Annotated in this window: 15 protein-coding genes and 1 other annotated feature; all 15 genes read left to right on the top strand. The window is 39.8% G+C overall.

Going from position 1 to position 12,282, the window contains the following annotated elements; genetic code table 11:
* Positions 1-16: 16 nt before the first annotated feature.
* The 15 genes from B7E07_RS12970 (at position 17) to B7E07_RS12895 (ending at position 11,953) form a co-directional block, all read left to right on the top strand.
* Positions 17-388: a VOC family protein gene (locus B7E07_RS12970; RefSeq protein ID WP_080846257.1), complete on the top strand. Its 372-nt coding sequence runs from the start codon at positions 17-19 to the stop codon at positions 386-388.
* 182 nt (positions 389-570) lie between these two features.
* On the top strand, positions 571-855 hold the full coding sequence (locus tag B7E07_RS12965) for a hypothetical protein (protein WP_080846256.1): 285 nt from the start codon (positions 571-573) through the stop codon (positions 853-855).
* Between the two features lie 37 nt (positions 856-892).
* Positions 893-1,324, top strand: coding sequence for an NUDIX hydrolase (locus tag B7E07_RS12960; RefSeq protein ID WP_080846255.1), 432 nt, complete (start codon positions 893-895; stop codon positions 1,322-1,324).
* 484 nt (positions 1,325-1,808) lie between these two features.
* Positions 1,809-2,309 (top strand): small multi-drug export protein, encoded by a 501-nt coding sequence (locus tag B7E07_RS12955; protein WP_080846254.1) that lies wholly within the window; start codon positions 1,809-1,811, stop codon positions 2,307-2,309.
* A 95-nt stretch (positions 2,310-2,404) separates the two neighbouring features.
* Positions 2,405-2,663 (top strand) — a binding site (T-box leader).
* Positions 2,664-2,720: 57 nt separating this feature from the next.
* Entirely contained in the window at positions 2,721-3,578 is an 858-nt protein-coding gene (locus B7E07_RS12950) for an SAM hydrolase/SAM-dependent halogenase family protein (RefSeq protein WP_080846253.1), read from the top strand.
* A gap of 39 nt (positions 3,579-3,617) precedes the next feature.
* A complete protein-coding gene (locus B7E07_RS12945) occupies positions 3,618-4,166 on the top strand; it encodes an ECF-type riboflavin transporter substrate-binding protein (RefSeq protein ID WP_373886054.1) in 549 nt (182 codons plus the stop codon).
* A 194-nt stretch (positions 4,167-4,360) separates the two neighbouring features.
* On the top strand, positions 4,361-6,073 hold the full coding sequence (locus B7E07_RS12940) for an ABC transporter ATP-binding protein (RefSeq protein ID WP_080846251.1): 1,713 nt from the start codon (positions 4,361-4,363) through the stop codon (positions 6,071-6,073).
* Entirely contained in the window at positions 6,064-6,894 is an 831-nt protein-coding gene (locus B7E07_RS12935; protein ID WP_080846250.1) for an energy-coupling factor transporter transmembrane component T family protein, read from the top strand. Before B7E07_RS12940 ends, B7E07_RS12935 begins: the two co-directional genes overlap by 10 nt.
* Positions 6,895-6,986: 92 nt before the next feature.
* The gene (locus B7E07_RS12930; RefSeq protein ID WP_080846249.1) at positions 6,987-7,532 is read left to right on the top strand and encodes a GNAT family N-acetyltransferase; all 546 of its coding nucleotides are present in this window, start codon (positions 6,987-6,989) and stop codon (positions 7,530-7,532) included.
* Positions 7,532-7,891: a cupin domain-containing protein gene (locus B7E07_RS12925; RefSeq protein ID WP_080846248.1), complete on the top strand. Its 360-nt coding sequence runs from the start codon at positions 7,532-7,534 to the stop codon at positions 7,889-7,891. The genes B7E07_RS12930 and B7E07_RS12925 overlap by 1 nt, the downstream gene beginning before the upstream one ends.
* An 11-nt stretch (positions 7,892-7,902) precedes the next feature.
* The gene (locus B7E07_RS12920) at positions 7,903-8,334 is read left to right on the top strand and encodes a stage III sporulation protein AH (protein ID WP_080846247.1); all 432 of its coding nucleotides are present in this window, start codon (positions 7,903-7,905) and stop codon (positions 8,332-8,334) included.
* A gap of 538 nt (positions 8,335-8,872) precedes the next feature.
* On the top strand, positions 8,873-9,421 hold the full coding sequence (locus tag B7E07_RS12910) for a helix-turn-helix domain-containing protein (protein WP_080846245.1): 549 nt from the start codon (positions 8,873-8,875) through the stop codon (positions 9,419-9,421).
* Positions 9,411-10,388 (top strand): alpha/beta hydrolase, encoded by a 978-nt coding sequence (locus B7E07_RS12905; protein WP_080846244.1) that lies wholly within the window; start codon positions 9,411-9,413, stop codon positions 10,386-10,388. Before B7E07_RS12910 ends, B7E07_RS12905 begins: the two co-directional genes overlap by 11 nt.
* 7 nt (positions 10,389-10,395) lie before the next feature.
* The gene (locus B7E07_RS12900; protein WP_080846243.1) at positions 10,396-11,385 is read left to right on the top strand and encodes a glycerophosphodiester phosphodiesterase family protein; all 990 of its coding nucleotides are present in this window, start codon (positions 10,396-10,398) and stop codon (positions 11,383-11,385) included.
* Positions 11,363-11,953: a DUF4256 domain-containing protein gene (locus B7E07_RS12895; protein WP_080846242.1), complete on the top strand. Its 591-nt coding sequence runs from the start codon at positions 11,363-11,365 to the stop codon at positions 11,951-11,953. Before B7E07_RS12900 ends, B7E07_RS12895 begins: the two co-directional genes overlap by 23 nt.
* Positions 11,954-12,282: the final 329 nt, after the last annotated feature.

Below are 12,282 nucleotides of genomic sequence, written 5' to 3'. Positions count from 1 at the left end.
GAGAGGAGACTTTATGATGAAGCTAGGAGCATTTTCGGTAAGTTTGAATGTTAAAGATATACATGTATCAAAGGAGTTTTATGAAACGCTGGGGTTTAAAACTTTAGGAGGGGACATCACTCAAAATTGGCTGATCTTGAAAAATGAACATACTGTGATAGGGCTTTTCCAAGGAATGTTTGAGAAAAACCTTCTGACTTTTAATCCTGGCTGGGACGACAACGCTAAAAATCTCGAGCATTTTACAGATGTGCGTGAACTCCAAAAAGAATTGAAAGAAAAGGGAATAAAGATCATAAAAGAAGCTGAAGAATCAACAGAAGGTCCAGCTTTCATTACATTGGAAGACCCAGATGGGAATCCTATTTTAATTGACCAGCATCGGTAAATTTAACGATGAATAATCATCAGGGGCAGTCGGAGAAGTAATACGCTGGCAGCTGATGAACAATCAATGAATAACTACCGTCTAAGCAGGCTTGAGATCGGCAGCGGTATAAGGATTTAATCCTATTTTACCGGTGAGGATTATCGGAAGATCAACTGAAACAGAACCATGGAGGCATAATAATGTGGGTAATATTAGGACTGATCGCCATCACAGCAACTTTCATAAATCTATATATGTATAAAAAGGGAAAAGACTATAAACTAGCAATGGCAATGGGACTATCATTTACAGCACTGACACTCTGTGCAGAATATAGCCTCATATCAAATTGGGTATTCGCTGAAGATTGGGCAGCTTTAATGGATGTTGTCCCTGGTATGGAAAAGGCATTATGGTTTTTGACAATTGCTTCTATCCTATTAAATATAACACCTATACTTTTAGAAATGAGAAAGAAAAAATAATGTTTGATTGGTGCGCAGACGAAAGCTGAGGAACAGGATGAAAAAAGGACAAATCCGGGCAATTTCTATTTGTGTTTTCAGAACGGCACATTCAATATTAGTGGCTGAAGGTTTTGACGAGTTCAAGGGTGAAAACTATTATCGGCCGATTGGCGGCGGAATTGAGTACGGAGAAACCAGTGCGGAAGCTGTAATAAGAGAGGTAAATGAAGAAATTGGTGCTGAGATTACGAACATCCAATTTTTAGGCACGCTTGAAAATATATTTAGGTATAACGGCGAACTGGGACATGAAATTGTCTTTGTTTATGAAGCTGAATTTACGGATCCTTCGTTTTATAAAAAATCTTCTTTTATGGGAGTTGAAGATAATGGGGCACCCTTTAAACTAGTGTGGAAGCCTATTAGTGATTTCGCTCAACATTCAACGTTAGTACCAGGGCAATTGTACGAATTGCTGGGCTACTAGATTAGATAGAAGGTTTTTTTTTAGAAGAATGGAACATCTTCTGATATCTTGGAAATATGATGGTTACCGTCATTTAGGTTAGCTGTTCTTTTAATGGTATATTTGGTAAAGATGGTCTTAATCTATTCTGCTGTTGATGATTACATATAGATTTTTCAATGGGTTATGTTAGAAATAGCACGTAATCGGGAATAGATGATTGATAGAGGAGGTTTATTACATGGTACTTAAAAAAGTAAAAAAGCTGCTCGATGATCCTAAAGTGAAAAAAGCCATTAAAGAACAAGTGGTTCCTGCTATAAAGAAAGAATTAAGAAAGCGAAAATCGAAATAAGATAACTGCAAAAAAGCTGAAGCCGCAGTGGTTTTAGCTTTTTTACTTGAGATAACGATGTTGTTGAAGATAAAAATCTGAAACGATCGCTCATCTATTTCGTAAGTATAAAGAACAACAAGTTACCGGCTAGAATAAGGGAGGATACGAATGAATTTGTTTGTTGCCTATTTGGTTATTTTTTTACTAGGAGCAACGCCTTTTATGGAAGTTGTTGGTGTTATTCCGCTGGGCATTGCGGTTGGCTTGCCGGCAATACCAGTCACCATATTTGCATTCGCTGGGAATATTCTTACGATTTGGCTCTTGATTCTGCTGATTGATCATGTGAAGGTGTGGCTGCAGCGGCACAAGGAGAAGAAAGGGAAAGAGGGGTCAGATAAGAAAGGGAAGCGTGCGGCACGCATCTGGAAAAAGTATGGCTTGCCTGGCTTAACGATTGTTTCCCCTATTTTAATTGGGACACATCTTGGTGTGATCCTGGCCATGAGTTATGGCGGGACCCGTAAACAAATCACACTCTGGATGACGGGCAGTATTATTGTCTGGACGATTGTGATGAGTATTGCCTCTCATTACGGAATTGATTATTTTTATGAGAAAACAGGGAATGAAGGGTTTCTGAAGAATTTCTTAGAAAATACAGAATAAAAAGATTAAAAGTTTGTAAATGTTAAAAAACAACTTGCCAAACGTTTTTTTCTATTTTATAATCATCAGTAATATTTAGAATAATTAAATGATTTCCACAAACGATGAAGAGAAAAAGTAAGATTACGCAGTTTACACAGAGAGCTTCGGTAGCTGAAAAGAAGCAAAAGTGCTGATCTGAACAATGGCCTCTGAGTTCCGTGCTGAAAGTGCATTCGCATGTTTAGGTTCCGGCGAGATTTGGTGCTCGTTACAAACACCACAGTATAACGACATTTGTCATGTACGTGAATGAGGCTGCATATACGCAGTAAAGTAAGGTGGTACCACGTGATCTAGAACCACGTCCTTATCCTATTTTGGGATAATGACGTGGTTTTTTATTTTATAAAACAATTGGAGGAAGAAAACATGAATAATTATTTAGTCATTCAAACCGATTTTGGCATTAGCGATGGGGCGGTAAGTGCGATGTATGGTGTTGCTTTATCTGTTGATCCAAAGGTGCGCATTTTTGATCTGACTCATGATATACCTCAATACAATATTTGGGATGGTGCCTATCGTTTGTACCAAACGATCTCTTATTGGCCAGAGGGCACCGTATTTGTATCGGTTGTCGACCCTGGTGTCGGAACAGATCGCCGTTCAATTGTAGCGAAGACAGAGTTAAATCATTATATTGTTACACCAGATAACGGCACACTCACTCAGATTAAGAAACATATTGGCATAAAAGAAGCAAGATTGATTGATGAAAAGGTAAACAGACTGCCGCGTTCAGGGGAATCTTATACATTCCACGGCCGAGATGTGTATGCCTTCACAGGAGCAAGACTGGCAACTGGCGTTATAACATACGAACAGGTTGGACCTGAATTAGACCCAGCAAGTGTTATTGAATTACCTGCAGAAGAAGCAGTAATCTCAAATGGCTCTGTGAGCGGAAATATTGATATTCTTGATATTCGCTTCGGAAATCTTTGGTCTAATATCGATCGCGTGCTGTTTAAAGAATTAGGCATCGAATATGGCGACTCTTTTGAAGTTGTGATTGAAAATGGCACAAGACAAGTGTATAAAAACATCATGACATTTGGACGGTCCTTTGCGGATAGTCATTTAGGGGAACCGCTTCTTTATGTGAATTCGCTTGATAAAATTGGTGTTGCCTTGAATCAGGGCTCATTTGCAAAAGCCTATCATGTACAATCAGGTCCAAATTGGAAAATTTCTATACGAAAAGTTCAGAAACTTGTATATAATTAAATCCTATAAAAAGAAAATAGTAAAAGGGAGTTGGAGTTTTTGAAATTATCTATTAAAACGATTGTAGCGATCGGAATTGGAGCGGCTGTTTTTATCATTCTAGCTAAATTTGCGGCCATTCCATCCCCGGTGCCTAACACGACGATTCAAACGTCATATGCCTTTTTAGCACTAATGGCCATTGTATTTGGACCGATTGCTGGTGCGTTAATTGGCTTGATCGGGCATGCATTGAATGACGCCATTTCATATGGATCTATTTGGTGGAGCTGGGTAGTTGTTTCAGCGCTTGTTGGCCTTTTGATTGGTCTGGCATCTAAAAAGATTCAAATAGAATCCGGTAAGGTTGGAACAAAAGAAATTGTTACATTTAACATCGTTCAGGTGATTGCTCAAGGAATTGGCTGGTTCTTAGCTGCTCCTTTACTCGATATCCTTATTTATGCTGAGCCGGCTAATAAAGTATTCCTTCAAGGCTTATTTGCTGGTATATCCAATATGATTACAGTTGGAATTATTGGTACAATCTTATTAGTAGCTTATGGAAAAACACGCAGCCAAAGCAATAGCTTACATAAAGAAATGTAATCTTTATGGCTGGCTGCCCACAAGAAATAGGGAATACTTGCAGAGTGTCAGCGTTGCCACCATTTTGGTGGCGGCGTTTGTCTGCGTTTACGGCATACAATTGCTCTTATGACTTCAAATAGAGAAAGCATGAAGAGTGTTTAATTGCTTCATAGACTGCTGCCTGCACTTTTCTTACAAGCAAGGAGAAAAAAATGAAAAAAACAGTTATTGAGTTCAAAGACTATTCTTTTAAATATCATAGTCAAGTGGAACCGACATTACAGAATATCAATCTATCCATTCACGAGGGTGAAAAGGTTTTAATTGTGGGAAGAAGCGGGTCTGGCAAAAGCACGATAGGCCATTGTGTGAACGGACTTATTCCTTTTTCGCATAAAGGAGATACAGCAGGAACACTAACGATATTGGGACAAGATGCAAACACACTGGATCTTTTTTCGCGCTCGAAAATGGTCGGAACCGTTCTGCAGGACCCAGATGGTCAATTTATTGGCCTTACCGTTGGAGAGGATATCGCTTTTTCACTGGAAAATAGCCTGACAAAGCAACATGAAATGCATTCTATTGTCAGAGATACAGCAAAAATGGTTGAAATGGAGGAGCATTTATCCTCTTCTATTCATCATTTATCTGGCGGCCAAAAACAAAGGGTTTCGTTGGCTGGTGTCATGGTGGATGATGTTGATATTCTCCTATTTGATGAACCGCTCGCAAATTTGGATCCTGCAACAGGAAAAAGTGCCATTGAACTGATTGACCGCATTCATAAAGAAATGAATAAAACGATCGTGATCATAGAGCATCGCTTAGAGGATGTACTGCATCGCGATGTGGATCGGATTATTGTGATGGAGGATGGGCGCATTGTCGCGGACATGGACCCTGATACTTTATTGGCAAGCCATATTTTAGAAGATATCAGTATCCGTGAACCTCTCTATGTCAAAGCGGCCAAATATGCAGGCTGTAACCTGACGGCAAACATGAAACCTGCACATATCAGCACATTTGATGTGAACAGCTGCCGAAATCAGATGTTGAACTGGTATGATCAATTTGAAGCAGCCTCTTTTACAAGTAAATCGGAAACGATTCTTGAGCTGGAGAACATTTCTTTTGCTTATAGTACAGGCAGGAAAACCATTGAAAATGTCTCTCTTTCGATTGAAAAGGGAGAAATGGTCAGTATTGTTGGCCGTAATGGTGCTGGAAAATCAACTTTGTCCAAGTTGATCTGCGGTTTTATAAAACCAAATGAAGGCAAAATACGGTTGAATGGCTTAGATATTACAAATGATAGCATCAAGCAGCGATCGGAAAGAATTGGCCTTGTGATGCAGAATCCGAACCATATGATTTCCAAGCATATGATTTATGATGAAGTGGCACTTGGTCTCGTGATCCGTGGAGTTGCAGAAGCTGAAATAAAAGAAAGAGTCGAAAAAACATTAAAGGTTTGCGGACTCTACCCGTTCCGAAACTGGCCCATTTCCGCATTAAGCTTTGGTCAGCGGAAACGAGTAACGATTGCTTCCATTTTAGTGCTGAACCCGGAAATCATTATTTTAGATGAACCAACAGCTGGACAGGATCTTCGCCATTATACGGAGATCATGGAATTTTTATCAGAGTTGAATCAGCATGGTGTGACAATCATTATGATTACACATGATATGCATTTAATGCTTGAATACACACCAAGAGCGATTGTAATCAATGACGGAAAAAAGATTGGCGATACATCTGCTGTTGAAGTATTGACAGATTCTGCCCTAATTCAGGATGCGAACTTAAAGGAAACGTCCTTATTTGAACTCGCAAACCGTCTTGGCGTGAAAAATCCATTAGATTTTATCAGCAGGTTTATTTCTTTTGATCGGGAGGCGAAACAGCAATGGCAGTAGAAATGCTTTCCTATATTGAAAGAAATACACCGATTCACCGATTAACGGGGGTCACGAAGCTGATCTGCTTTATCCTTTGGTCTTTTGCGGCAATGCTAACCTATGACACACGCATTCTACTCTTTTTATTCGTTTTAGGAATTGCTATTTTCGTAGTTTCTAAAATTAAATTAAGAGAAATATCCTTTATTTTACTGTTTATTTTAGCCTTTTTACTGCTTAATAATGTCGCCATTTATTTGTTCTCGCCGCAGGAGGGTGTCAAAATCTATGTCACCAGTACGGTGATTGCAGACTTTTTTGGCCGGTATAATCTCACATTGGAGCAGATCTTTTATCAATTTAATATCACATTAAAATATTTCACCGTGATCCCTGTTGCCTTGCTGTTTATCGTCACGACAAATCCAAGCGAATTTGCGGCGTCCTTAAACAAAATCGGGATCAGCTACCGCATTTCCTATGCTGTCGCCCTGGCACTTCGCTACATCCCGGATGTACAGCGCGATTATCAGAGCATTGCGCTCTCACAGCAGGCCCGCGGTATTGATATGTCTAAAAATGAGAAGCTGTTCAAGCGCCTAAAAAACGCTGCATCGATTATCATCCCGCTCATCCTCTCGAGTCTGGATAAAATCGAAACCATCAGCAACGCGATGGAGCTGCGCGGCTTCGGAAAAAACAACAAACGAACATGGTACAGTGCCCGTGCTTTTCAGACTGGAGATTACCTCACACTTATTGTGTTCACCCTGATTCTGATTGTCAGCCTGGTTGTGACCTTTTATGATGGCAGCCGGTTTTATAATCCGTTTGTGTAACTTATTTACTTCCTGAGTTTAGTTTTTGGCTTGGGGAGTTTTTTTATATTTTTGAATGACTCAACTAAATAAAAAAAGGAGTGCAGCTTGTAGTGATCATAACGAAGAAAGATCTAACCTTTAAGATTAGATTAGCTGTTCACAGTGATGCTAAGAATTTATCCTTGTTACGACTAAAAATTGACGGAGAAACCGAAAACATGGACAGAGAAGAGGGAGAAGATTTTATTGACCAAACAGGTTTTGAAAAAATCATAGAATCAGATACAAATCATCCCAGAAGTTTATTCCTAGTTGCTGAAACGGATGGCAATTTAATTGCTTATTCAAGATGTGCCGGCAATGATTTAAAAAGATTTATCCATAAAGCTGAATTTGGGTTAGGTGTTTTAAAGGATTACTGGGGATATGGTGTAGGAAGAAATCTGCTGGAACAAACAATAGCTTGGGCCGATCACAACGATATAGCTAAACTGGAATTATACGGTGTTCTTGAAACGAATACGAGAGGCATAGACCTATACAAAAGCCTCGGCTTTGAATTCGAAGGCTTAATAAAAAAGGACAGACTGCTATCAGATGGGAAGTACTATAATTCCTATGTAATGGCAAGATTTCGTGAAGATGGAGGTTCATAATGAAAATTTATAGTTTTCGAAAAGAAGTGGGGAAGCAAATAACGAAATACGACTCAAATTTTATCATGTCACGAATCATTCAATCTGAAAAGCCTGTTCATGTGGGCTGTATGCATCTGGAGAAGAACGGTGTTATTGGCTATCATCAGGCAGTTGTCTCTCAGCTTCTTTTAATTATGAAAGGAGAAGGTTTCGTAAGAGGGGAGAAAGAAGAATACATAAAAGTTCAAGCAGGCGACGCCGTTTTTTGGGAAAAAGATGAATGGCATGAAACGAAAACAGATTTAGGCGTAACCGCTATTGTACTAGAAAGTGAAGAATTGCATCCAGACTCTTTTATGGCATTAAGGGTTCATTAGGGGACAACATCATGGTAATGATCATGAAAGATATTAAAGGCAAATCATATAAGCAATTAATAGATATTCTATTTAAACACTCAGATAGGTTTGCGTTTGTTGAAAGTACGCAATGGATGGAGTTTGAATCAGAGCATCTGGCTTATGTGGATCAATTGATCTCAGATATTAAAGTGCATTTAATAGAAAGAAAAGTGCAAACCAAATGGGAAACAACAAGACTTACTGACGGTAACAAGGCATATGTATATTATTTTCGGAACAACAGTGCGACAAAACTCTTCTTAAAAGAATACAGCCAATCTCTCTTTGGCTGGATCGGCCCGGATATGCCAGAGGATTTAATGTTTTATCAGAAGGATCAGTGTATATTGGCTGCGTGTTCACATGAAGGGTATTTTGGGGTTGAGGACGAAGTTTGGAAAGAATTTTTATCCAAATAATAGGTTGAAATGATAACGATCTGTTTGGTCGAAACATAGAGATTGGTTAGAGCACAATCGTACACATTGTGTATTGCTCGGGAAGGATATTTGGAAGAGATGCATGGCATATATTCTACCGAGTCAGATACTAGAAATTGAATAACCTAAAGATGCTAGGACATAAGTATTTAACAACGCCTATAGAACCGAATGGTTAGGAAGTCAACTTTCTAATCACTCGGTTTTTTTTATTTATGATTATAAAATATATTTATGAACATGAGTGAAATGGAGCGGAGGACCCTCGACTCCTCCGGGCTGAAGAGCAAAGGGTGAGACCCCGCAGGAACGGAGTGGCGAGGAGGCACAGCTTGCTCCCCGCAGGTGGAACGGGCTTGTTTAAATACCCAAAGCAAATTATTGAATATTCGTGTTTTAGAAATACCAATTTCGTTTTACCCCAGCCTCATTTTTTTGCTAAAATGAACATCTTATTGCCTTTTATTATCATTACTGATAATATTATATATAATGATAATAAAGGAGCTGAACATAATTGAACAAGATTGATGCTATCCTTCATCCGGTTCGGTTTAAAATTGTACAAAAGTTTCTTGATGGGCACGGTAAAACAGTTAAGAAATTGACGAAGGAATTAGAAGATATCCCACAGGCAACTTTATACAGACAGCTGGATGCACTGGTTAAATCAGAGGTTTTAATGGTTACAGAGGAAAATCAAATTCGAGGGACCATTGAAAAAGTTTATTCTCTAAATATTGCAAATGCCAATATAACAAATGATGATGTAAAAGAACTGACAATAGAAGACCACCTTCAATATTTTATGATTTTTCAAGCACAGCTTACTCATAATTTTGAAGAATACCTGCAGAAGGATGATCTCGATTTTCAGAGAGATGGTGTAGGATACAGGCAAGTTGCTATGCATCTTTCAGATGAGGAGTTTGCAGATTTTACAAGAGATTTGAGGGAAGTGTATCAAACGTATTTGCAAAAATCTCCTTCACCTGAAAGAACAAAAAGATTGGTATCCAATATTTTTATTCCTGAAAACAAAAGGAGAATGGAAGATGACAAATAGCAGCGAGGTTACGATTCAAGGAGCTTACCCAATAAGCGGCACCTTAAAAATCCCAAGCAAAGCAGATAATCAATTCCCAGCCGTCTTAATCATTCAGGGAACGGGGAAGGCTGATCGCGACGGGAATATTAAGAATTTTAAGATGAATATTTATAGTGATTTAGCCGATTTTATTCATTCAAAAGGCTTTGTCACACTTCATTATGATAAAAGAGGAACGTATAAGAGTGGTGGAGACTATCTTGAGGCTGGCGTTTACGACTTAATTGATGATGCAGCAGCATGTGTAGACTTTCTGAAAAATCATCCACAGGTTGATAAAGAAAAAATAGTTATATTTGGGCATAGCGAAGGAGCATTAATTGCCCCGGCTGTAAATAAGAAGTCGCCGGTGTCTGGTCTTATTTTACTGGCTGGAGCTGCGGAACCATCTAAAGACTTACTTCCAAGACAAAGTGAAATGGCTTATAAAGAAATGAATCACTCAAAAGGCTTTAAAGGTCTGCTATTCAGACTACTTCGTGCCGAACAAAAGGCAAGAAAGCAAAATGAGAAAATCATCAATAAAATCCTTATGTCTGACAAGGCAGTCATGCGGGTTCAAGGAGTAAGAACGAATGCAAAATGGCTAAGAGAGACTTTTTCTTATAACGTTTGTGATTATTTAAAAGAAGTCACATGCCCTGTTTTGGCCATTACCGGTGATAAGGATATCCAAGTTCCGCCAGAGCATGCAGAAGTGATTGCCAATATGGTAAAAGGAGATTCTGAGTGGTATATTATTCCTAATATGAATCATATTTTGCGAAAGTTTGAAGGCACCCACACCATACTAGGTGCAATGAAAGAATATAAAAGTCAGCTGCATCAGCCTATTGATCAGGAGCTGTTTAATAGGCTGGAAGATTGGCTGAGCAGATACCAGCATGTGTGTAATATTTTTAAGGAAGAAAAGCTCAACGGATAGGAAGATCATGATGAAAAAATGGTTTAAGGGTCTGCTTGTATTTAGTATCCTGCTTATTCTCTTTGTTTATCTTAACAATAGCTCTCTATTTGCAGAAGAGAGAAAGGGAGATCCCCTCCTTTTAGCTCACCGTGGTTTAGCACAGACTTTTCCAATGGATGAAATTACAGGAGAAATATGTACCGCAGAAATCATCTACAGCCCGGAGCATCCGTACTTGGAAAATACCATTCCTTCAATGGAGGCTGCCTTTAAAGCAGAAGCTGATGTAGTTGAATTGGATATTCAGCTTACAAAAGATGGCGAGTTTGCTGTATTTCATGATTGGACACTGGAGTGCAGAACAGATGGCAGCGGGAAAATCAGAGAGCATACAATGGAAGAACTGAGACAGCTTGACATCGGCTATGGCTATACAGCCGACAATGGAAAATCATATCCTTTTCGAGGCAAGGAGTTAGGTCCAATGCCCACACTGCAAGAGGTACTGACACATTTTCCAGATAAGGAATTTTTAATTCATATTAAAAGCAACGATCCAATTGAAGGAGAGAAATTAGCAGAATACCTGACAACTAGGTATACAGCTGATCGGCTGCAACAATTAACCATATATGGAGGCAATGAACCTGTTGAGGCTTTAAAGGAAACCCTCCCAGAAATGCGTGCCATGTCAAAAGAGACATTGAAAAGCTGTTTACTATCATACGAAGCGCTAGGCTGGTCAGGTTATGTTCCTAAAGCATGCAAGAACACACAAATTCATATCCCTGAAAAATTTGCTTCATACCTGTGGGGATTTCCTCAAACTTTTATCAATCGGATGGAGGATGCCAACACGAGAGTTATTTTAGTAGCGGGTAATGGAGATTGGTCAGAAGGATTTGATCAAAAGGCTGATTTAGAAAGAGTGCCAGAGGATTACCGGGGCGGAATTTGGACGAATCGAATTGATGTGATTGCCCCCATAGTACATGAGACGAAATCGAACAAGTAAAAGGAGATTGAACATGAAAAAGCTGTTAAATGAACAACGAGAAGAACTACTGCAAACATTGAAAGCGCGGTTTGAGAACAATATGCATCGTCACCAAGATCTTAAATGGGAGGATGTCCTAGCGAGACTGGAAGCACAGCCTGAGAAACTCTGGTCACTGAACGAAATGGAAAGAACAGGCGGCGAACCAGATGTGGTTGAATATGACGAGCAAGGAGGCGAGTTTATTTTCTATGACTGCTCAGAAGAAAGCCCTAAAGGCCGCAGAAGCTATTGTTATGATCGTGAAGCACTAGAGTCAAGAAAAGCGAATAAGCCAGAAAACAATGCCATTGATGTGGCAGCTGAGATGGGAATTGAATTGTTATCAGAGGAAGAGTATCGCGCACTGCAGAAACTTGGAGAGTTCGACAAGAAAACATCAAGCTGGGTGCAGACACCAGAAGAGGTTCGTTCACTTGGCGGAGCCTTATTTTGTGACTACCGCTTTGGACAAGTGTTTTTGTATCACAACGGGGCATCCTCCTACTATGCAGCGCGGGGATTTCGCGGGTTGTTGAGAGTGTAATAGATGGCGTGATTTTGTGCCTGTCAGCTTGGAAAAAGTGTGGTGGCGGGAACAAAAGAGCGTCCTAAGTGCCCGTGGGCTCGAAAAAAGTGTGGTGGCGGGAACAAAGGAGCGGTCAAAGTGCTCGTGAGCCCGGAAAAAGAGAGATGGCGGGAACATACGAGAGCCCAAAGTGCCCGTCAGCTCGGAAAAAGCGAGATGGCGGGAACATACGAGCGCCCAAAGTGCCCGTCAGCCCGAAAAAAGCGAGATGGCGGGAACATATGAGCATCCCAAGTGCCCGTCAGCCGGGAAAAAGCGAGATGCCGGGAACATACGAGCGCCCAAAG

Origin of the sequence: Cytobacillus gottheilii (assembly GCF_900166665.1) — a bacterium.
Lineage (GTDB): Bacteria > Bacillota > Bacilli > Bacillales > Cytobacillaceae > Cytobacillus > Cytobacillus gottheilii_A.
This window is presented reverse-complemented; position numbering and strand designations above follow the sequence as displayed.